The organism is Halorubrum sp. AS12, from assembly GCF_051122765.1.
Classification (GTDB): domain Archaea; phylum Halobacteriota; class Halobacteria; order Halobacteriales; family Haloferacaceae; genus Halorubrum; species Halorubrum trapanicum.
The window spans coordinates 2,718,276-2,739,053 of sequence record NZ_CP185385.1; the positions used below are offsets into that span (position 1 = coordinate 2,718,276).

Genomic DNA, 20,778 nt, shown 5'->3' on the forward strand with positions numbered 1-20,778 from the left:
AAGTAGATTTACCCCCAAATCGCATGACGGCGTGGGGGTTGTCTCCTTCGTAAGTCGTCAGAGAACGTATGGGTTGGGGCGGATTCGAACCGCGAGGACTTCGCTCCGCTCGTCCTCTGGGCTCGAATCCGCGGCAGCCATTCTGGCGGCACGGCTCCTCACTCGCGTCGCTCGTTCGTCGCAGTGTGCCGCCAGAAGTGGGTTGGGGCGGATTCGAACCGCCGGCCTGCTCCGTGTGAAGGAGCCGTCATAACCTGACTAGACCACCAACCCGCGCACTCGGAGGTATCCGACCTCCGGACTTAAGAGTTACCTTACGCCGAAGCTTCATCCCGAAGCCGAACGGATTCCCCCGCCGTGACCCACGAACTCCGCTTCCTCGAACGCCTCCGGCAGGGCGTCGCGAGCCTCCTCCACGCGCCGCTGTCGCTCGTCGGTCTCTACGCCGAGCGGAAGACCCCCCGCGAGCAGTACGCGTTCACGCTCCGCGAGCCGTACCCGGTCGTCGAGGCGCAGCTCCACCGACTCGGATTCGTCCGCAACCTCGTCTCCTCGCTCAAATACCGAGCGTACGGGACGCCCCCGGAGACGACGGTGGCGAGCTGGGTGCGGTACCCGGAGGGCGCGCTCACGAGCGACCACCAGCTCCACCTCGCGCTGTACGCCGGTCCCGACCGCTCGACGACCGACGTGTACGCCCACTGGGAGCCGTCGTGGATCCGACACCCGATCCGTCACTACCGGGCGGAAGACGTCGACGCGCAGGCCGGTATCGAGCGGGCGCGGTCGCTGTTCGAGGAGTCGGATATCGAGTACGCGGTGGTGCCCGCGGAAGATCGGATCGGAATCGACGCGTCCGGAACGGAAGGGCCGTCGGCGGACGCGCCGATCGGATAGTCAGTCGGCCGATTCCCCTGGCCGCTTCGTCGCGGGAATCTACTCCTCGGCGGCGTCGCAGCCGCGGTACTCGGTGACGCGCTTCCGGGCGGACGCGACCGCCTCGCGCGCCTCGCCCTCGGCGCGCTCTTCGAGCCGTTTCAGGTCCGCCTGAAGCTTGTCCAGCCGCGACGGCTCCGGTTCCGGCTCCTCGTCCTCGCGGCCGACGAGCTCCTTCACGCGGTCCTCGACCGGCTCCAGCTCCTCTACCACGCCCGCCTTCGCGTGTTCCGCCGCTCGACCGAGGTAGTACCGTGCGTCTTCGAAGTGCTTACTCATATCTGTCCCTTGTCCGAGGGCAGATATAACCTTTGTGGCGACAGATAGGGGACAGTATTCGGCGCGGCCGCCGACGGGGTGCTCGCGGACTCGACGACCGAGTCGCTCCGGGGCGTCTGCGCCTCACTCCCGCGCGCCGGGCGGCAGCGGATCGGCGTGGTCGGCGATCGCCTCGGCGACGCGGTGCGGGTGTTCGTGGACGACCCAGTGGGTCGCCTCGTCGATCGTGAGCAGGCGGCCGTCGGCGCAGCGCTCGACGCTCTCGTGGGCCAACCGGCGCGCGAGGAACCGGTCCTGCGCGCCCCAGATCACGAGCGTCGGGACGGTCACCTCCGTCCGGGCCGGTTCGGGGCGGTCGCGGACGATCGCTCGGTACCAGTTCACCATCGCCTCGAAGGCGCCGTCGCGGTCCCACGCCCGCCGGTACCGCCGCAGGTCCTCGTCGGTGAAGGTACCGGGCGCACTCGTGTCGCGTAACGCGTTCGTCGCCAGCCGCCAGTTCCCCGCGCTCGCGACCGCCTCGGGGAGTTTGGGAATCTGGAACGCGAGCATGTACCAGCTCTTGAGCCGCTGGTCCCACGAGGTGCGGAGCGCGCGCTCGAAGACGGTCGGGTGCGGGACGTTGACCGCGACCAACTCCGAGACCCGGTCCGCCCAGTGGAGCGCGAGCCACCACGCCACCGCGGCACCCCAGTCGTGGCCGGCGACGGCCGCCCTCTCGCGGCCGTAGGCGTCGATCAGGCCGACGACGTCGCGGGCGAGTTCGCCGATCCGGTAGTCGCGCACGGCCGGCGGCTTCTCGGAGCAGTTGTAGCCCCGCTGGTCCGGCACGACGACGCGGTAGCCCGCGTTCGCGAGCGGTGCGATCGCCTCGTGCCAGCCGTACCAGAACTCCGGGAAGCCATGAAGCAGAACAAGGAGCTTCCCGTCTTCAGGCCCGGCCTCGACGACGTGGAGCGTCACGCCGTTCGTCTCGATCGTTCGGGACTCGGCGGGGATCGACCCGGAATTTCGTCGTCGGAGATCGGTTCCGAGAGGGCCTCCTCGTCGACGTGCCGGCCCGTCGGCGTTTTGCTCATACGACTTCCGTGGGGCGGAGCCGGCAAATAGCTACCCGCGAGCGACTTCGCTGATCGAAATCCTCAAGCCGCTGGCAAGCGGCGTTCCGGGTATATCCGTGATTCCCGGCGGATCGCACGTCGAGCGCGCGTTCCTCGGGGATTCGCTTCGTACCCTATGACATCCGATTCGTTGCCCCCTTCAGCCGCGGACGCGCCGGACGAGAAGGGGACCGTCTCGAACGTCGTCCTCGTTACGGTGGACTCGTTGCGCGCGGACGCCGTCTCCCCCTACGATTCCGAGCGCCACTCGCCGGTGATCGACGGTCTCGCGGACGGCGGGACCGTCTTCGACCGGGCGTTCGCGACGGGCAACTGGACGCCCTTCTCGTTCCCCTCGATCCTCGCCTCCGAGCCGGTGTTCGCCCGGTCGGGCGATATCGGCGTCGACGAGTCGGTGACCCTCGCGGAGACGCTCTCCGACGCCGGCGTCGCGACCGGCGGGTTCAACGCCGCGAACGGGTTCCTCACCGACCACTGGGGGTACCCCGACGGGTTCGACGAGTTCGAGCCGTTCGTCACCAGCGTCGGCTCCAGCGTGTACAGCCGGTACCTCGCCGCGCACCCCACCGTCGAGGCGTGGATCCAACTCGCCACCTCGCCGATCCGCCGACTCGGCTCGAAGCTCCGCGGCGACAGCGATGACCGCCCGTTCCTCGACGCCTCGCGCATGTTCGACGTCGAGGACGCCGCGACCGACTTCGCCGACGACGCCGACGAGCCGTTCTTCCTGTGGATCCACTACATGGACACCCACACCCCGTACGTCCCCGCGCCGCGGTACATCCGCGAGGTGTCGGACGGCATCGTCGGCACCCATCAGATGCTCCACGCGCACGCTCGGACGAGCCTCGGTCTCGAAGTGGGCGAGCGGACCCTCCGCGAGCTCCGGACACTGTACCAGGCGACGGTGCGACAGGTCGACGCCAGCGTCGGCCGGCTGCTCGACAGCTTGGACGCCGCGGGCGTTCGCGACGATACTGCGGTGCTCCTCGCAGGCGACCACGGCGAGGAGTTCCAGGAACACGGCCACCTCGCCCACTATCCGAAGCTGTACGACGAGCTGATCCACGTCCCGTTCGTGGCCGACGTACCCGGACTCGACGGCGGCCGCGTCGACGGACACGTGGGTCTCGACGACATCCCGCCCACGGTCGCGGACCTGCTCGGGGTCGACCCCGCGCCTGAGTGGCACGGCGACTCGCTCCTGCCCGCGCTCCGCGGCGAGGAGGACGCACCCGAACCCGACACGGAGCCGGCGGCGGACCCCGTCGTCTCGGTCACCGTCCGAGGCGAGGACGTGACCCAACAGCCGATCCCCCGGTCTCTGTCCGACGGTGACCTGTTCGTCAGCGCGCGCGACGACGACTGGACGTACATCGAGAACGTCGACGCCGGCGAACGGGAGCTGTACCACCGCCCCTCGGACTCGACCCAACAGGAGAACCTCGCGATCGACCCCGACGAGCGGGAACAGGCCGTTATCGACCGGTTGAAGCCGGTCGTCGACACCCACGCGGAACTGCTCCGCGAGCGCGGCGCGGCGGCGGAAGCGGCCGCCGCCGAGCGCGGCGAGGACGGCGACGAAGCGGTCGACGAGGACCTCGAAGCTCGCCTCGAAGCGCTCGGGTACAAGTGATGATCCGAGCGACGCTGCGGAACCTCATGACCGGGCCGCTCGCGGTCCAGATGCGCCGGTTCGTGGTTGTCGGCGCGCTCACCGCGGCGATACAGATGGGCCTGTTGTGGCTGTTCGACAACGTTGCCGGACTGAACTACCTCCTCGCCGCGACGATCGCCATCGAGATCACGATCATCCTCTCGTACGTCCTCAACAACGCGTGGACGTTTCGGGCGAGTCAGAACACTGGCCTGTCCGAGTACCTCGGCGGACTGTTCAAGACGAACCTGGTTCGCGGGACCGCGTGGCCGATACAGATCGGCGTGCTCTACGCGCTCGTCGAGTGGGGCGGGATGGTTGCGCTCGTCGCGAACGTGCCCGCGATCCTCATCAGCGGGCTGTACCGGTTCGTCCTCGACTGGCAGTGGACGTGGGGTTGATATCCTCCTTCCCGTTTCGAGTCCCTCAGAACGGGAGCCGCGGCTCGACCCGCTCGACGAGGTCGCGGACCGCCTCCTGCTTGTAGTAGCCGACGGCGGACGCGACGACGACGAGCGCAACGAGCGCCATTGCGGAGAGGAACCGCCCGCTCGCGAGCTCGCCGCCCGCGTACACCGTCAGCACGTACGCCGGGAGCCGGCCGACGGCGATGACGCCGATGAAGGTGGGGAGCGACCACTTGGTGAGCCCGCTCAGGAAGCAGATGGCATCGTCGGGGAGGCCGGGAATGATGACGAACGCGAACAGCCCGGGGATCCCGACGGTGTCGACGAAGTCGTCGAACCGCTCGATCACGTCCTGGTGGATGACCTTCTCGACGAAGGACCGACCGTACCGCTTCGACAGCGAGAAGGCGACCGCGCTGCCGATGAGGACGCCGGTGAGGCTGTACACGGTCCCGGCGAGCGGACCGAAGAGAAAGCCCGCGGCCAAGGCGACGACCTGTCCCGGAATTGGGGCGACGATAACCTGGAGGGCTTGGATACCGATGAACACGATCGGGGCGAAGATCCCGAACTGGTCGAGCCACGTCCGGAGGGCCTGCTCGTTGGTGATGAAGCCAGCGTAGCGGGTCACGAGGAGGTAGAGTCCGACCGCGAGGACCGCGACGCCGACCGCGGCCGCGATGCCCCGCCGGCGGTCCGCCCGCGAGGAGAAGAGTTTCATTCGTGTCGTAGCGGGTGACAGAGGACCTTGAACCTTACCAACGGGAGGACTGCGTCGGAGACGAGAGGGAAACGTTTCACGCCAGCGGCTCCGCGCTCCAGTACGCCATCCGCATCGGGATCCCCTCGCGGTCACGGTATTCTGACCCGTCCGGCAGGAACCGGAGGTCGTCGACCGGACGGCGGGCGACGACCGCCAGCCCCAACGCGTCGACGGCGTCGTCAACGGTGGGATCCGCCTCGCCTGCGGCGTTCGCGGCGGCCTCGGTTCCGATGCCGTCGCTCGCGGCGTCCGCGGGCCCTCGACAAATCCGCCCGAGCGCGGCGTCCGGGTCCGCGAGGTGGCCGTCGAGCGCGTCCAGCCGCTCGCCGACGCCCGACGCCGTGGTCTTCGAGCGTTCGAGCGGGCCGCCGTTGAGTCCGCGGAAGCAGACCTCGGGGTGCGCCTCCAGCACGCTCTCGCGCGCCGCCTCGTCCTCGCGGAGGAATGCGTCGACCTCGCCGACCGCCGGCGCGATGTGGTACGACTGCCAGCTGAGCCCCTTATCGAGGTCGGTGCGGTTCCGCTCGCTCACCGCCTCGTAGTCCGCGCCTTCCATCGCCGCCTGGCACGCGCCCCGCGACGGGACGGGAAAGACGCTGCTCGGACGCTCCGAAGCCGATCGTGCGGCGGAGTCGACCGCCTCGCGTTTCGCTAGCGTCTCCGCCTCGTCGGGGAGGCCGATCGGGACGTCGACCAGCATTCGGTCGACGCCGTCGTTCCACAACGTTTCGAGGTCGCGTTCGAGGCGGGGCTCCGGTTCGCCGTCGCCGTCGAACACGACCGCGAGCCACGCGCCGCCCGCCCAGTCGACGCCCGCGACGGTGTCAGTTGGCATCAAAGAGTGATTTCGGCTCTGGACACTCAACCGGTTCGGTGGGCCGGCGAACGAGCGCCGTCGCTCGTCGATTTAAACCGGATGCGGGAGAAGTGGGCCGGCACGAATTTGAATCGTGGTTACGGCCACCCGAAGGCCGAAGGATACCAAGCTACCCCACCGGCCCGCACTCGATAGAAGGCCGCTCGTTCTTTTAATCCTTCCGAAAGGGGGGCGATCGCTACGACGTGGGGGCTAGTGCCGATCGGATTTTCCACGAGTCGGCGTCGACTACTGACGCCTCCAAAGCCCCAGCCGCTCGGCTATACGACGTTCCTGCGGAGAACACCGTCAAAGCCCCAGCCGCTCGGCTATACGACGTTCCTGCGGAGAACACCGTCAAAGCCCCAGCCGCTCGGCTATACGACGTTCCTGCGGAGAACACCGTCAAAGCCCCAGCCGCGAGGACTCGCGCGGCTTGCTGTGCTCCTCGCTCGTTCGCTCCGCTCACTCGCTGCGGTGCTTGCTACGCCGTGCTTCGCCCTCGCGGCTGCCCCTTTGAGTCCCACCCCGCACAGCACCGCAGCCTCACACCTCCCCAGCCTCGCGGCTCCCTACGGTCGCCGCGTCCCTCGCGCGTACGACTCGCGCCCTGTCGGGCGCTCGTCGGCACGCGCCACCGCACCGCGTCGTTATTTATAAATCGTCGTCTCCGTTGCCCGATTCCCTAACCTCGAAGTACCGGTCGAGGTGCTTGCGGCAGCCGGGGTTGAACGGCGCGCCGCACGCCGGACAGGAGTCATCACTGTCCAAGTACGTCCGCGCGGTGAGGGTCGTTCGGCAGGCGCCACACAGCACCGCCGGCTCGTCGAAGCGCTCGCGGGGCCACGGGACCGCCTCGTGGTCGGCGGCCGCGTCGTGACAGGCGTCGCAGGGGTAGTACGTCTCACAGCAGCCGAACCGGAGCGCGACCACGTCGACGGGGTCGTCCCAGTGCGCGCAGCGCGTCTCGGGGTCGACGGAGATTCCGCGCAGCGGGACCTCGAAGCGCGGATCCGTGTCGGGGGCGGTCGTCGTCTCGCGGTGGGAGGGTTCAGTCGGCATCGGTTTCGCGGTCAGTAGCTGGCGTAGCCGTCGGTGTCGAGCCAGTTGTGGACCACGGTGACCGTGTGGTCGGCGTGGAGCAGTTCGGGACCGACGCGGAGCCGTTGCTCGGCGCGGTCGGCGATCGCTTCGGCCTCCGAGTCGGCGAAGTCGTGGTGGTCCGAGAGCACGAACACGGGGTCCGTCGGCGGCTCGGCGTCGACGAGCGGGTCGCCCTCCTCGTGGAGCTGGACGAGCGTCCCGTCGGGGCCGCGACCGTCGTCGCCGAGGAGGCGGTCGAGCGTCGCGTCGAGACCCATCCGGCGGAGTTCGACACCGGGCGAGACCTCCGCGGGCATGTGGCCGATGGCGTCGTCTTTCGCGGCGAGCGCGTCGCGGACCCGCGCAGCCACGTTGCGCTCGTCGGGGTGGAGGTGGCGGAGCGTGTCGGAATCGAAGGTGACGGTGAACTCGTCGGCGATCGCGAGGTGGACCCGGACCGACTCGCGGATGCCGTGCGAGAGGAAGACGCCCGCGCTCACGCACCGACAGAGGAGGTCGAGCCGCCCGGCCCCCGGAATGTCCGACAGCGAGATCGCGTCGGGGTCGGTGGGCACGTCGCGGCCGAGGACGACGAACTGGCGCATATCCGGCGGTCGCCCCCGACGCTCATAAGGCGTGCGACCCAACGGCCGGCGTGAGCCTCACCGGACTCTGCCAGGTCTGCGAGGTGGCGAGCGCGACCCACACCTGCGACCGCTGCGGGCGCGCCGTCTGCGACGACCACTGGGACGAGACGGCTCGCGCCTGTTCCGGCTGCGCCGCCGGGCGCGGGTGAGGTGCGGGCGCGTCGCGGGAACCGCCGGCGTCACCGATGCCGGTTCAGCCGCTTCTTGAGCCGCTTCGCCGCGTCGCCCGCGGCGCCGAAGTACGTCGCCTCGTCGTCGGGGCGGCTCGACTCCTCGCCGGCGAAGATGATCCCGCGCGAGGAGTTCACGAGGCCGACGTCGACCGGGAGGTCCGGCCAGGCGGCGAGCCCGTGTTCGACCGCGGCCTCGGCGTCGCCCCCCTGCGCGCCGACGCCGGGCACGAGGAACGGGATCTCGGGGACGATCTCGCGGACCTCGGCCAGCTCCTCGGGCGCGGTCGCGCCCACGACCAGCCCGACGTTGTCGTTCGCGTTCCAGGTGTCCGCGAGCGCCGCGACGCGCTCGTAGAGGGGTTCGCCGGAGGCGAGTTCGAGGTCTTGGAGGTCGGCGCCGCCCGGGTTCGAGGTGCGACAGAGCGCGAACACGCCCTTGTCCGCGCGGTCGAGGAACGGCTGGAGCGAGTCGCGCCCGAGGTACGGGTTCACCGTGATCGCGTCGACGTGGTCGAGCGCCTCGGCGTACTGCCGCGCCGTGTTCCCAATGTCGCCGCGCTTCGCGTCGAGCAGGACGGGGACGCCCTTCCCCTCGGCGTACGCGGCGGTCTCGCGGAGCGCGCGCCAGCCGTCGGGGTCCTCGTAGAAGGCGGCGTTCGGCTTGTAGCAGGCGGCGTGCTCGTGGGTCGCGTCGATGATCCGGCGGTTGAACGCCCACCGCGGGAGGTCGGCGTCGGTCACGGTCTCGGGGAGCCGGCTCGGGTCGGGGTCGAGCCCGACCGAGACGACGCTGTCGACCGCGTCGATCCGGTCCGCGAGCGTCTCGAAGAAGCCCATACGCGCCCTGCGTCGGCGGGCGCGCTAAACGTTGTGTTCCGAAGTCGATTAACAGGAGCAGTAGTACTCGCGGTCGACGAACTCTGTCTCGAACAGCTTCGCCGCCGGTCCCGGGTCCGAGGGGCGGTACACGCCGGTCGTCAGGTTCCCGTCGCGCTCGAACTCACCGGAGACGAGCCGGCGCCAGTCGGCCGCCGACAGCTGGTCCCAGAACGTCTCGTCGCCCGCGAGCAGCGAGAGGTAGTCGCGGAGGTACACCCACCGCGTCGGCTCGACGCCGTCCGACTCGTAGCTCGCGTCCGTGACCGCGGCGTACGCCGCCATCGGGAGGTTCGCGCCCGCAGCGACCGGCATCGAGATCCACTTCCACGGCCGGGTGTTGACGTCGAGCAGCAGGAACTCCTCGCGGTCCTCGTCGTAGACGTACTCCGACTCGCTGATCCCGTGGTAGCCCGCGTCGTCGAGGACGGCGAGCGCGCGCTCCTCGATGGCCGGCTCGTCCGCCGTCTCCACGAGACAGGACGTGCCGAAGTTTCGGGGGTACCGCACCGCGGCGTTGCCGACCACCGCGAGCGCGTCGTCGCGCCCGGACGGGGGACGTAGGAGGCCAGCGAGTGGTCCCGCCCCGTCGCGATGTCGACGCGCTTCTGGGCCATCACGGCGACGCCCTCGTCGCTCGCGGCCGCGACGACGTCCTCGAACTCCCCGCGGTCCGCGACCTCGATCACGTTGGTGCCGAACGCCTCCTCGAAGTCGCGCTTGAGTTCGGGCTTCACCACGAGCGGGAAGCCGAGCGCGTCGGCGGCCTCGTCGACCGTGGCGTCTGCCTCGCGGGTCCCCGACTCAGCGGTCTCCGCCAGCCGGTACGTCTCCGGGTAGGGGACGCCGAGCCGCTCGCAGGTCGCGTACAGCTCCGACTTGTTCAACACGTCGTCGAGCGTGTCGCTGCCGGCGAAGGGGAGCCGGACCCCGTCGGGGTCGGCCTCGGCGTACGACAGCGCCCACTCGTCCATACAGCCGAACGCGACCGCCTCGGTGCCCGCCGCCTCGACGATCGCCTCCACGTCCTCGCGGAACCCGTCGAGGTCGTCGAGCGGGTACGTCACCGCCCCGGCGTAGTCGACCGCGTCCGAGGGCGGCGCCAGCCCGTCGTGGGTGATGGTCCCGGTCTCGGCTCCTCCGTCGTCGGCGTCGCCGCCCGCGCGGTCGAGCGCGATCACGGGCACGTCGTGGGCGTCGAGCGCGCGAGCGACGCCGAGTCCGGTGATGTGCGCGTTGCTGACGAGCGCCGGCGGTCGGTCGAAGTCGGCGTCCGCGAGCGCGTCGATCAGTCCCTCCGTGGACCGGAACGTGTCTGCCATACCACTCCTCGTCGGTCGACGCACAAAAGGGTCCGACGTACCGGCCGAGAGTGCCCGTATCGGTGAGGCGATACGCCCCGCCTCGGCATCCCGGCCCGCGGCTCGCGCGGCCGACGCGAGCGGCTTTTCAGGGCGCGCCGCCTCCGGATCGGTATGACCGAAACAGACGACGCCGAAACGGACGACGCCGAAGCGGACGCCGAGCGCGTCGACGGCGCCGACTCGACCGACGGCGATTCCGCCGGCGACGGCTCCGCTGACGAACTCCCCGACCAAGTCCGTCGGGCGTTCGCGGACCACGGCTCCTTCGAGCGCGACGGCGACGGGTGGGTCTCGACGACGACCGCGTTCGACGGAACCGTTCGCGCCGAACCGGCGGACGAGCGGCAGATCCGATTCACCGTCACCGTTCGGGTCCCGGCCCTCTCCGCGGTCACAGCCGGCGAGGTCGCCGACGTGGTCGAGGACGGCTGGGCCGACACGTTCGAGCGCCGCGTCGTCGATGTCGGCGGCGTCACCCGCACCGAGCGGGAGTTCGACCCCGTCGTCGAGAGCGAGGGCGACGAGATCGCGGTCACCTACGCGCTCGCGGATAGCAACGAGCGACGCGGCGTCGACGACGCGGGCGCGCTGATCGACTTCGTCGAGGGGACGTACGTTCAGGGCGTGATTCCCGGCTACGAGTACACGGAGCCGGTCTCCGACCTGCTCTCGGCCGCGCGGCGGCACGGGAACGACGGGGCCGTCTGAGGCCGATAGCGGGAAGTGTCGGCGGCCCGTACGACGCCCATGCTCGCGCTGTTCGGGTTCGGCAGCCTCCTCGCCTTGGTCGCGTTCCACACGTTCCTCGCCGGGGTCGCGACCCGGTTCTTCCGGATTCAGCTCTCGACGTCGTGGGGATCCGTCGTGTACACGATCGTCTTGACTCCCCTGCTGTTGTTCGTCTCGACGCTCGTGTTCACGGGGGCGCTCGGCGTGGGGACCGGGATCGACGTCGGGAGTTCGACCATTCTGCTGGCGCTTCTGGTCGGGCTCCCGCTGGCGCTCGGGGTCGCGATCGACTACCTCTACGTCCCGTCGCCCGAGGAGTACGAACTGCCGGACACGCGCTGACGAGGAGTCCCGAGCGGGTCAGCGCTCGACGAGGTCGGCGACGATCGCCTCGACCCGAGCGATCACGTCCTCGGGCGACCGCGTCGCGTCGACGCGGTGGAATCGCCCGGGGTCGGCGTCGATCAGGCGCTCGTAGTTCTCGCCCACCGCCGCCAGATAGCCGTCGCGCTCGAACTTGTCGGTCCGGCCGGCGCGCTCGGCCGCTGTCTTCGGGTCCAGATCGAGGTAGATCGTCGCGTCCGGCGGGCGCGAGAACGCGGCGTGGACGCCCCGGACGTACTCCAAGGGCCGCTCGATGTCGACGTCGGCGCGCGCGAGCGTCGCCCCCTGGTAGGCGAACCGCGAGTCCGAGTAGCGGTCGGAGATCACTAGGTCGCCGTCGGCCAGCGCCGGTTCCACCGTCTCCGAGAGGTGGTTCGCGTGGTCGGCGGTGTACAAGAACAGCTCCGCGAGCGGGTCGGCGTCCGGGTCGGAGAGCGACCGGTATACCGCATCGCCGTACCAGCTGTCGGTGGGCTCGCGAGTGAACGTCGCGTCGGGGTACACGTCGTGGAGCGCCTCCCAGACCGTCGTCTTGCCGCTGCCGTCGAGCCCCTCCAGCGTGATCAGCATGGTCGCGTTCCGCCGCCGCGAGGAATAAACGACCCGGGTCGCGGCGGCGCCGTTCGGCTCTCCCGTAGAGCGGGGTTCGCGCGCGACCCCCATTTTTAGTGACCCCTCCCCGAACGGCCGGCATGGTCGCCGACTCAGCAGTCGCTCACGCGCCCGGAGGGACCGAATGGTAGAGATCGCCGTCTCGCTCTCGCGCGTGGCGGCCGCGCTGGTGTTGGTCGTCCTGAACGGTTTCTTCGTCGCCTCGGAGTTCGCGTTCGTCCGGATCCGTGCTACCTCGGTCGACCAGCTGGTCGAGGAGGGGAAGGCGGGCGCGGAGACGCTCCAGGAGGTGATGACCAACCTCGACGACTACCTCGCGGCGACCCAGCTCGGGATCACGCTCGCGTCGCTCGGACTCGGGTGGATCGGCGAGCCGGCGGTCGCGGCGCTCATCGAACCGGTCCTCGGCCCGCTCCTGCCGCAGGGGCTGGTACACCTGGTCGCGTTCGCGATCGGGTTCTCCTTCATCACGTTCCTCCACGTCGTCTTCGGCGAACTGGCGCCGAAGACGATCGCCATCGCGCAGGCGGAGCGGATCTCGCTTCTCCTCGCGCCGCCGATGAAGCTCTCGTACCTCCTCTTTGCGCCCGGCATCGCGGTGTTCAACGGCACCGCGAACGCCTTCACGAGCCTGATCGGGATCCCCCCGGCCTCGGAGAGCGACGAGACGCTCGAGGAGCGCGAGATCCGGCGCGTGCTGGCGCGGGCCGGCGAGGCCGGTCACGTCGACGAGTCCGAGGTCGCGATGATCGAGGGGGTCTTCGAGCTGGACGACACCGCGGCCCGCGAGCTGATGGTCCCCCGACCGGACGTGGTCTCGCTGCCCGCCGACGCGTCGCTGGCGGCGATCCGCGAGACGGTCCTCGACGCCGGCCACACCCGGTACCCGGTCGTCGACGGCGACGACGCCGACCGCGTCGTCGGCTTCGTGGACGTGAAAGACGTGCTGCGCGCGACGGAAGCGGACGACGACGCCACCGCGGCCGACCTCGCGCGGGAGATACTCGTCGTCCCGGAGACGACGAGCGCGAGCGACCTCCTCGTCCAGTTTCGCGACGAGCGCCGGCAGATGGCCGCGGTCATCGACGAGTGGGGCGCGTTCGAGGGGATCGCGACCGTCGAGGACGTCGCCGAGGCGCTCGTCGGCGACCTCCGCGACGAGTTCGACGCCGCCGAGCGCCGTCACACCATCCGGCGGACCGGAGACCGGACGCACGAGGCCGACGGTTCCGTTCCGCTCGCCGCCGTCAACGACGCGCTCGGCACCGACCTCAGCGGTGACGGCTACGAGACCCTCGGCGGGTTCGTCCTCGACCGTCTCGGGCGCTCTCCCGAGGTCGGCGACGTCGCCGAGACCGACGCGTTCGCCTTCGAGGTCACCGCGGTCGACGGCGCGCGCATCTCGACGGTGCGCGTCACGCGGCGCGAGCGGGAGACCGGCTCGGGAGGTGGCGGAGACGGATCGGCTGACGGCGCCGAGTCGGGCGACGAAGCCGAGTCGGGCGACGGCGCGACGTAACCGAGCGTCGCGGCGACGCGCAGAGGGCGGTACCGACGCGAGCGTTTTTCACCCGCGGCCGTGACCGAGCAGGTATGTTCGACCGAATCTGCGTCCCCACCGACGGCAGCGACGCGGCCGCGGCGGCCTTCGAGCACATCCTGTCGGTCGCCGCCGACCACGGAGCCACGGTTCACCTCCTCCACGTCGCGGACACGACCCGCGACAGCGTGACCCGGATTGGCGGCGACGTGGTGGACGTGCTCGAACGCGAGGGCGAATCGATCGTCGAGGACGCGGCGGTCCGCGCCGCGGAGCGCGGCGTCGACGCGGAGACGGCGGTCCGGCAGGGCGGCGTTCCGGAGACGGTCGCCGCGTACGCCGACGAGGTCGACGCGGACCTCGTCGCGATGTCGACGCGGGGGCGGCAGGGCGTCGAGCACCTCGTCGGCAGCACCACCGAGCGCGTCGTCAGGCAGTCGCCCGTTCCGGTGTTGGCGCTTCGCCCGGGTGACGAGGAGACCGCGTACCCGTACGAGGACGTACTGGTCCCGACCGACGGGAGCCCGGCGGCGACTGCCGCGCTCGACCGAGCGATTCCGATCGCGGAGCGCGCGGGCGCGACGGTCCACGTCCTCTCGGTCGTCAGTACGGGTGGACTCGGCATCGGCGACTACGTCGAGGAGGATGCCCTCACCGAATACGCCGACGACGCGGTCGCCGAGGGCGTCGACCGCGTCGAGGCTGCCGGGCTGGAGGCGGTGGGCGCCGTCGAGACCGCCTCATCGGCCGCGCGCGGGATCCGGGCGTACGTCGACGACCCCGGCGTCGACCTCGTGGCGATGGGGACGCACGGCCGGACGGGGGTGGGGCGGTACCTGCTCGGGAGCGTCGCCGAGCGCACCCTCCGAAGCGCGCCCGTGCCGGTGCTGACGGTTCCGGCGTCGGACGAGGAGTGACCTGCCCGTTCCGGTTCGACGCCGACCGACGCCGGGACCGCCGCCCGAGCGTCTGACAGCGCGGTAGGTTTACGGGGCTTCCACGCCACGTAGATCGCATGAAAGTGTTGGTAGCCGGCGGAACCGGCTTCATCGGGTCGTACCTCTGTCGCGCGCTCGCCGACGACGGCCACGCGGTGACCGCGCTCTCCCGTTCGCCCGAGGAGACGCCGGAGGGCGTGACGGGCGTCACCGGCGACGTGACCGACTACGACTCCATCGAGTCGGTGGTCGAGGGGCACGACGCGGTCGTGAACCTGGTCGCGCTCTCGCCGCTGTTCGAACCGGACGGCGGCAATCGCATGGACGACCGGATCCACCGCGGCGGGACCGAGAACCTCGTCCGCGCGGCCGAGGACGGCGGCGTCGACGGCTTCGTCCAGTTGAGCGCGCTCGGCGCGGACCCGAACGGCGACACCGCCTACATCCGCGCGAAGGGCGAGGCGGAAGAGATCGTCCGCGAGAGCGGTCTCGACTGGACGATCTTCCGCCCGTCGGTCGTCTTCGGCGAGGGCGGCGAGTTCGTCTCGTTCACCAAGCGGCTCAAGGGGATGTTCGCGCCGGGGCTCCCGCTGTACCCGCTACCCGGGGGCGGAAGACGCGGTTCCAGCCGATCCATGTCGAGGATCTGGTGCCGATGATCGCCGCCGCGGTGACCGACGAGGAGCACGCCGGCGAGACCTACGAGGTCGGCGGCCCGGAGGTACTCACGCTCCGACAGGTGACGGACCTCGTCTACGAGGCCGAGCAGAAGGGCGTCACAATCGTCCCGCTGCCCATGCCGCTCGCGAAGATCGGACTCTCCGTTCTCGGCGCCGTCCCCGGGTTCCCGATGGGTGCGGACCAGTATCGTTCGCTGAAGTTCGACAACACGACCGCCGACAACGACGTCGGCGCGTTCGGCGTCGACCCGGCGGAACTGACCACGCTCGGCGAGCATCTGGAGATCCGATGAGATGACTGGGGGACCGAACGTGTCAACTACCCTAATCTCAACGCTGGTAACGGCAACCGAAGGCTTATATACGAGATCACGTTCTGTTCATTTCAAACGCGGAGGGAGCACACGATGAAACTCGCAATGATCGGATTCGGACAGGCGGGGGTAAAGTCGTCGACAAGTTCTTGGAGTACGACAAGCGGACGGGCTCCGAGATCGTTCGAGCCGCGGCGGCCGTCAACACGGCGAAGGCGGACCTGATGGGGCTCGAACACATCGCCGAGGACCAGCGCGTCCTCATCGGCCAGTCGCGCGTGAAGGGCCACGGTGTCGGCGCGGACAACGAACTGGGCGCTGAGATCGCCGAGGAGGACATCGACGAGGTCCAGGGCGCGATCGACTCGATCCCGGTCCACGAGGTCGACGCGTTCCTCGTCGTCGCCGGTCTCGGCGGCGGGACCGGCTCCGGCGGCGCGCCGGTGCTCGCGAAACACCTCAAGCGGATCTACACCGAGCCCGTCTACGGGCTGGGAATCCTGCCGGGCAGCGACGAGGGCGGTATCTACACCCTCAACGCGGCCCGCTCGTTCCAGACGTTCGTCCGCGAGGTGGACAACCTGATGGTGTTCGACAACGACGCCTGGCGGAAGACGGGCGAGTCCGTCCAGGGCGGCTACGAGGAGATCAACGAGGAGATCGTCCGGCGGTTCGGCATCCTCTTCGGCGCCGGCGAGATCCAGCAGGGTCAGGAGGTCGCCGAGAGCGTCGTCGACTCCTCGGAGATCATCAACACGCTCTCCGGCGGCGGCGTCTCCACGGTCGGCTACGCGGAGGAGGAGGTCGAGGAGCGCTCCTCGGGCGGCCTGCTCTCGCGGCTGCGCGACGACGGCGACGACGAGGAGCTCGACAGCGCGCACACCACCAACCGGATCACCAGCCTCGTCCGCAAGGCGGCGCTCGGCCGGCTCACGCTCCCCTGCGAGATCGAGGGCGCGGAGCGCGCGCTGCTCGTGCTCGCCGGGCCGCCGGAGTACCTCAACCGGAAGGGCATCGAGCGCGGGCGGAAGTGGCTCGAAGAGCAGACCGGCTCGATGGAGGTCCGCGGCGGCGACTACCCGTACCGCGGCGCCGGCTTCGTCGCGACGGTCATCCTGCTCGCGGGCGTCACGAACGTCCCGCGGATCAAGGAGCTCCAGCAGGTCGCCATCGAGGCGCAGGACAACCTCGACGAGATCCGCGAGGAGAGCGACGAGAACCTCGACGAGCTCGTCAGCGACGACAGCGACGAGCTGGAATCCCTGTTCTAAGGGCCGCCGTCGCCCGCGATGGAGGTCATCGTCCCCTTTTCGACCGGCCGCCCGAAGTCGCGACTCTCGGACGTCCTCTCGCCCGACGAGCGAAGCGAGTTCGCGCGGGCGATGCTCGACGACGTGTTAGAGACCGTTGCCGCAGCCGGCGGCGACCCACGGGTCCTCGCGACCGACGCGGTCGACGTCGATCACCCGGCCACCGTCGACGACCGCCCGCTGACGGAGGCCGTGAACGCGGCGCTGGACGCACGGCTGGGAGCCGACGGTGAGGACGACGCCGAGACCGACGGACCGGCCGAACCGGTCGCCGTCGTGATGGCAGACCTCGCGCTCGCGACCCCGGCGGCGCTCGACCGGCTCTTCGCGGCCGGCCGCGACGCGGACGTCGCGATGGCGCCGGGCCGCGGCGGCGGCACGAACGCGTTCGTCACTTCCCACCCGGAGTTCCGGGTCGACTACCACGGCGCCTCGTACCTCGACCACCGCGAGATCGCGGCCGAGATCGGCGCGGCGTTCGCGGCGGTCGACTCCCAGCGACTCGGGACCGACGTCGACGAGCCGGCGGACCTCGCGGAGGTGCTGATCCACGGGGAGGGACGGTCGGCGGCGTGGCTCCGCGAGGCCGGCTTCGCGCTCGACGCGTCCGGCGGTCGGGTGGCGGCCGTCCGGAAGTGATCGACAGTTCGCTCGTGACTGCCGTTCCGTGCCGATATTGACAAGTGACTGAAGTTCTTACTAAGCGCCAGAACGCATGTCGAGACGGGCAGAAGACGCGGTCGCGGACACGCTCGGTGTCCCCCGAGACGAACTCTCGGTGCTCGTTACGCATCTCTGTCTCGTCGTCGGTATCGTCTTCTTCCGGTGGAGCATCGACGAGCTGATACTCGTCTACCTGATCGATATCGGGGTCACCGTTCTTCTGTTCGCGACCGCGGCGCTGTTCGCGGCACGGCCGATCGACGACGGTGAGGCCGACAAGTGGCGGGAAGCGCCGAATCCGATCGAGTTCCCTCTTCTCCCGCCGCTGTACAGGCGAAACGTCCGACTGGTCGTCAGGCAGCTGTTCAACGGTGCCGGCTTCTTCTGTTTTTTCGCTTGGGCCGCGGTGTCGATGTTCGACTTAAGACTCTCCTCGCTGTCCTCGCTCCCGGTCGTCTTGACAGTAGTCGCCGTCTGCGGGTCGCAGGCGGCGCAGGTCTGGCGTCAGTTCCTCCGCGACGGGTCGTACCGAGACCGGTCGCCAGCGGACGCACTCGAAGTCGCCCTCCGCCCCGTCGGCCGACTGCTCGTTGTCGCGTTGTACGTGATCGCACCGATCACCGTCGTGTACGGGTTCACGATGATCCTCTTGCTCGACGTGGAGTCGACGTCAGCGCTTCCGTACGGGGACACGCTCATCCTGCTGATGTACGTCGTCCCCATCGGCGCCGCGAGCGTCTGGCTGCGGAACGACCGGTTCGAGATGGGTCTGTCGTACTGAAAGCCGACGGACGGTCTCGATCGCGCGAGGCCGTCCGATCGGCTCCGGCGAAACGAGAGCGATCGGTCTCACCTTCTTCCCGGGACGTAACCGGATACGGTGTCACCGGGGATCCGCAACCGCGATCCTTTTTGAACGCCGACCGCGAGTAGCGCCCGTGTTCGCCGGAGCCGACGAGTACGGGGTCGACGTCACGGTCGACGAGGACGCGGTCGAGCGGCTGCTCTCGGTTCGCCCGGCCGACGTCGACGCCGCCGATCGGCTCACCTTCGCGCGCAACGTCTTCATTCCGCTCACCACGGCGTGCCGCTACACCTGTACGTACTGTACCTACTACGACGTCCCCGGCGAGGCGTCGCTCCTGTCGCCCGAGGAGGTGCGCGAGCAGTGCCGCGTCGGCGCCGACGCGGGCTGTACGGAGGCGCTTTTTACCTTCGGCGACGACCCCGACGAGCGGTACACCGAGGTCCACGAGACGCTCGACGAGTGGGGGTTCGACTCGATCCACGAGTACCTCTACCGGGCCTGCGAGATCGCCTTGGAGGAGGGGCTGCTCCCCCACTCGAACCCGGGCGACCTCACCGAGGCGCAGTTCGCCGACCTCCGCGAGGTGAACGCGTCGATGGGCGTCATGCTGGAGACGACCGCCGACGTCGACGCGCACTCGGGCGGCCACCGGAAGACCCCGGCCAGCGGCTCAACACGATCCGCGCGGCCGGGCGACAGGGCGTCCCGTTCACGACCGGAATCCTCGTCGGGATCGGCGAGGGCTGGCGCGACCGCGCCGAGAGCCTGCTCGCGATCCGCGAGCTCCACGAGCGTCACGGCCACGTCCAGGAGGTGATCGTCCAGAACGTCGTCCCCAACGAGCGCTCCGACTTCCCGAAGCCAGACCGCGACACGATGCGCCGGGTCGTGGCGATGGCCCGCGCGGCGCTGCCGTCGGAAGTGTCGGTTCAGGTGCCGCCGAACCTCTCGCCGGCCGCCGACCTCGTCGACTGCGGGATCGACGACCTCGGCGGCGTCTCGCCGGTGACGGACGACTACATCAATCCCGCGTACGAGTGGCCCGACCTCCGCGAACTCGAAGCCGTGGCGGACGCCGGCGGCGTGCCGCTCCGCGAGCGGCTCCCGACGTACGCCCGGTACCTCCCGGGCGACCTTCGGCCCGCGGGCGTCGATCCCGCGCCCGACCCCGCCGACCGCGAGGCGTGGATTCCGGCCGCGGTCCGAGAGCGGATCGCCGCGGACGACGTTCACGGCCGGCGGCTGCGCGCGGTCGCCCGGGGCGACGGGCCGCTCGCGGTTCGAAGCGACTGACGCGCGGGTCCCCTCGCTCGCGGTCCGGAGCCACCGGCGGGTCCCGGCGACCCGCCGACTCCGCCGCCGAACCGGACGTAAACAACCGCGGTGCCAGTAGCTTCTTTATATAGTCTCCCGAACAATGGCGTGATCGCACCCCTTACAGCTCGACGCGATCGCGAACGCGGTCAACGTGGCGGCGATCGCGAGGACGGCGCTCCAGTTCGTCGCCGGCTTCGTCGCCGTGTTGTTGCTCGGAAAGCTCGTCCTGATTCCCGGGCTTCGGCGGGTCGTCAGGTCGCGCGGGTTCGACGAGGCCGTGTTGAGCCTCGGCACGAACGTCCTCAACGCCGTCGTCTGGGTGGCGGCAATCGCGATCGGCTTCGCCGTGGCCGGCTACGGCAGCTTCCTCTCGGCGTTCGCGGTGTTCGGCGGCGCCATCGCGCTCGCCGTCGGCTTCGCGGCGCAGGACCTCCTCGGCAACTTCGTCGCCGGCGTGTTCATCCTCAAGGACAAACCGTTCGAGGTCGGCGACTGGATCGAGTGGAACGACAACGCCGGCCGCGTCGAGGATATTGACCTCCGAGTCTCGCGGGTCCGGACGTTCGACAACGAGCTGGTCACCGTGCCGAACGGGGACCTCGCGAACAACGCGGTGACGAACCCCGTCGCCTACGACACGCTCCGCCAGAAGTTCGTCTTCGGGATCGGCTACGACGACGACATCGAGGAGGCGACCGACATCATCGTCGAGAAGGCCGAGGCGCACGAGGAGATCCTCGACGACCCGGGCGTCTCGGTCCGACTCGTCGAACTCGGCGACTCCGCCGTCGGGCTTCAGTCGCGCTGGTGGATCGCCGACCCCGACCGCGGCGACTTCGTCCGGGTGCGCTCCGAGTACGTCACCGCCGTCAAGGAGGCGTTCGACGACGCCGGCATCGACATGCCGTACGTCCACCGGCAGCTCACCGGGAGCGTCGAAGTGATCGAAGAGGTCGCCGCAGCCGAGTAGACCGCTGCGGCGCCCGCAGCCGTCCGCAGCCTCTATCCGACCGCTTCCTCGACGTCGGCGTCAGCTCCGTTCGAGCAGGGATCGAGCCCGCTGGACGTAGCTGTTCGCGTCCCAGCTTCGAGCGTCACTGACCGCGTTGAGGACCGTCGTCGCGTCGGCGGTCGAGAGCGCGTCGGCCCGATCGACGAGTCGGTGCGGCGCCCGGAACTGGACTCGCTTCTTGTCGCTGCCTATTTTGTGTACAACGTGAGCCAACGCACTTAGCGCTTGGAGTGTGTACGATGTCAGTGACCCACGACTGAAGTCGTGGGCTTTCTCCTTGTTACTCTGTGAGCCTCACGGTCGGTTTGA

At 69.7% G+C, this 20,778-nt stretch carries 19 protein-coding genes, 2 tRNA genes and 5 pseudogenes; 14 read left to right on the forward strand and 12 right to left on the reverse strand.

All coding sequences use genetic code 11. The features are described from left to right. Positions 1-198 precede the first annotated feature (198 nt). Positions 199-273 (reverse strand) — tRNA-Val (locus ACODNG_RS13865). 84 nt (positions 274-357) lie between these two features. Between ACODNG_RS13865 and ACODNG_RS13870 the strand changes: the two genes are divergently transcribed. Further along, complete coding sequence (locus ACODNG_RS13870; protein ID WP_434521780.1) at positions 358-897, forward strand: hypothetical protein; 540 nt, start codon at positions 358-360, stop codon at positions 895-897. A gap of 39 nt (positions 898-936) precedes the next feature. Here ACODNG_RS13870 and ACODNG_RS13875 read toward each other — a convergent pair whose 3' ends face one another. Next, a complete protein-coding gene (locus tag ACODNG_RS13875; protein ID WP_434521781.1) occupies positions 937-1,215 on the reverse strand; it encodes a DUF7553 family protein in 279 nt (92 codons plus the stop codon). Positions 1,216-1,338: 123 nt separating this feature from the next. After that, positions 1,339-2,294, reverse strand: a pseudogene (locus tag ACODNG_RS13880) (alpha/beta fold hydrolase). Positions 2,295-2,451: 157 nt separating this feature from the next. On the opposite strand from ACODNG_RS13880, the gene ACODNG_RS13885 reads away from it, so the two are divergent. Together ACODNG_RS13885 and ACODNG_RS13890 are read left to right on the forward strand one after the other, a co-directional pair. Continuing rightward, positions 2,452-3,972 (forward strand): sulfatase-like hydrolase/transferase, encoded by a 1,521-nt coding sequence (locus ACODNG_RS13885; RefSeq protein WP_434521782.1) that lies wholly within the window; start codon positions 2,452-2,454, stop codon positions 3,970-3,972. Next, a complete protein-coding gene (locus ACODNG_RS13890; RefSeq protein ID WP_434521783.1) occupies positions 3,972-4,394 on the forward strand; it encodes a GtrA family protein in 423 nt (140 codons plus the stop codon). The genes ACODNG_RS13885 and ACODNG_RS13890 overlap by 1 nt, the downstream gene beginning before the upstream one ends. 25 nt (positions 4,395-4,419) lie before the next feature. Here the strand turns inward: ACODNG_RS13890 and ACODNG_RS13895 are convergent, their stop codons facing one another. The 5 genes from ACODNG_RS13895 to trmY all read right to left on the reverse strand — a co-directional run bounded on the left by ACODNG_RS13895 (position 4,420) and on the right by trmY (position 7,707). Beyond that, positions 4,420-5,121 carry a TVP38/TMEM64 family protein gene (locus ACODNG_RS13895; protein ID WP_434521784.1) on the reverse strand — a complete coding sequence of 234 codons (702 nt, stop codon included), beginning with the start codon at positions 5,119-5,121 and terminating at the stop codon, positions 4,420-4,422. 76 nt (positions 5,122-5,197) lie between these two features. Continuing rightward, the gene (locus ACODNG_RS13900; protein WP_434521785.1) at positions 5,198-5,998 is read right to left on the reverse strand and encodes a DUF429 domain-containing protein; all 801 of its coding nucleotides are present in this window, start codon (positions 5,996-5,998) and stop codon (positions 5,198-5,200) included. Positions 5,999-6,091: 93 nt separating this feature from the next. Beyond that, positions 6,092-6,164: transfer RNA gene (locus ACODNG_RS13905), tRNA-Pro, on the reverse strand. A gap of 509 nt (positions 6,165-6,673) precedes the next feature. Further along, positions 6,674-7,081 (reverse strand): CHY zinc finger protein, encoded by a 408-nt coding sequence (locus ACODNG_RS13910; RefSeq protein WP_434521786.1) that lies wholly within the window; start codon positions 7,079-7,081, stop codon positions 6,674-6,676. 11 nt (positions 7,082-7,092) lie between these two features. Next, entirely contained in the window at positions 7,093-7,707 is a 615-nt protein-coding gene (trmY, locus tag ACODNG_RS13915; RefSeq protein ID WP_434521787.1) for a tRNA (pseudouridine(54)-N(1))-methyltransferase TrmY, read from the reverse strand. A 50-nt stretch (positions 7,708-7,757) separates the two neighbouring features. On the opposite strand from trmY, the gene ACODNG_RS13920 reads away from it, so the two are divergent. Continuing rightward, on the forward strand, positions 7,758-7,898 hold the full coding sequence (locus ACODNG_RS13920) for a hypothetical protein (protein WP_434521788.1): 141 nt from the start codon (positions 7,758-7,760) through the stop codon (positions 7,896-7,898). 30 nt (positions 7,899-7,928) lie between these two features. On the opposite strand, the gene pyrF is transcribed toward ACODNG_RS13920, so the two are convergent. Together pyrF and ACODNG_RS13930 are read right to left on the reverse strand one after the other, a co-directional pair. Then, positions 7,929-8,759 (reverse strand): orotidine-5'-phosphate decarboxylase, encoded by an 831-nt coding sequence (gene pyrF, locus ACODNG_RS13925; RefSeq protein WP_434521789.1) that lies wholly within the window; start codon positions 8,757-8,759, stop codon positions 7,929-7,931. 48 nt (positions 8,760-8,807) lie between these two features. Beyond that, positions 8,808-10,120 (reverse strand): annotated as a pseudogene (locus tag ACODNG_RS13930) (carboxylate--amine ligase). Positions 10,121-10,273: 153 nt separating this feature from the next. On the opposite strand from ACODNG_RS13930, the gene ACODNG_RS13935 reads away from it, so the two are divergent. Continuing rightward, positions 10,274-10,870, forward strand: a complete 597-nt coding sequence (locus ACODNG_RS13935; protein ID WP_434521790.1) for a DUF5813 family protein — start codon at positions 10,274-10,276, stop codon at positions 10,868-10,870. A 39-nt stretch (positions 10,871-10,909) separates the two neighbouring features. Continuing rightward, complete coding sequence (locus tag ACODNG_RS13940; RefSeq protein ID WP_209544415.1) at positions 10,910-11,233, forward strand: hypothetical protein; 324 nt, start codon at positions 10,910-10,912, stop codon at positions 11,231-11,233. Positions 11,234-11,251: 18 nt separating this feature from the next. Here ACODNG_RS13940 and tmk read toward each other — a convergent pair whose 3' ends face one another. Continuing rightward, positions 11,252-11,845, reverse strand: coding sequence for a dTMP kinase (tmk, locus tag ACODNG_RS13945; protein WP_434521791.1), 594 nt, complete (start codon positions 11,843-11,845; stop codon positions 11,252-11,254). A gap of 166 nt (positions 11,846-12,011) precedes the next feature. On the opposite strand from tmk, the gene ACODNG_RS13950 reads away from it, so the two are divergent. The 8 genes and pseudogenes from ACODNG_RS13950 (at position 12,012) to ACODNG_RS13985 (ending at position 20,427) form a co-directional block, all read left to right on the forward strand. Further along, a complete protein-coding gene (locus ACODNG_RS13950; protein ID WP_434521792.1) occupies positions 12,012-13,406 on the forward strand; it encodes a hemolysin family protein in 1,395 nt (464 codons plus the stop codon). 74 nt (positions 13,407-13,480) lie between these two features. Then, entirely contained in the window at positions 13,481-14,344 is an 864-nt protein-coding gene (locus ACODNG_RS13955; RefSeq protein WP_434521793.1) for a universal stress protein, read from the forward strand. A 98-nt stretch (positions 14,345-14,442) separates the two neighbouring features. After that, positions 14,443-15,338 (forward strand): annotated as a pseudogene (locus ACODNG_RS13960) (complex I NDUFA9 subunit family protein). Positions 15,339-15,452: 114 nt separating this feature from the next. After that, positions 15,453-16,630, forward strand: a pseudogene (locus ACODNG_RS13965) (tubulin/FtsZ family protein). A gap of 18 nt (positions 16,631-16,648) precedes the next feature. Beyond that, positions 16,649-17,308, forward strand: coding sequence for a 2-phospho-L-lactate guanylyltransferase (gene cofC, locus ACODNG_RS13970; RefSeq protein ID WP_434521794.1), 660 nt, complete (start codon positions 16,649-16,651; stop codon positions 17,306-17,308). A 76-nt stretch (positions 17,309-17,384) separates the two neighbouring features. After that, entirely contained in the window at positions 17,385-18,113 is a 729-nt protein-coding gene (locus ACODNG_RS13975) for a DUF6498-containing protein (protein ID WP_434521795.1), read from the forward strand. Positions 18,114-18,270: 157 nt separating this feature from the next. Next, positions 18,271-19,433, forward strand: a pseudogene (cofG, locus tag ACODNG_RS13980) (7,8-didemethyl-8-hydroxy-5-deazariboflavin synthase subunit CofG). Between the two features lie 175 nt (positions 19,434-19,608). Continuing rightward, entirely contained in the window at positions 19,609-20,427 is an 819-nt protein-coding gene (locus ACODNG_RS13985; protein WP_434521796.1) for a mechanosensitive ion channel family protein, read from the forward strand. A gap of 60 nt (positions 20,428-20,487) precedes the next feature. Here the strand turns inward: ACODNG_RS13985 and ACODNG_RS13990 are convergent, their stop codons facing one another. Next, complete coding sequence (locus tag ACODNG_RS13990) at positions 20,488-20,682, reverse strand: hypothetical protein (protein WP_434523116.1); 195 nt, start codon at positions 20,680-20,682, stop codon at positions 20,488-20,490. Positions 20,683-20,778: the final 96 nt, after the last annotated feature.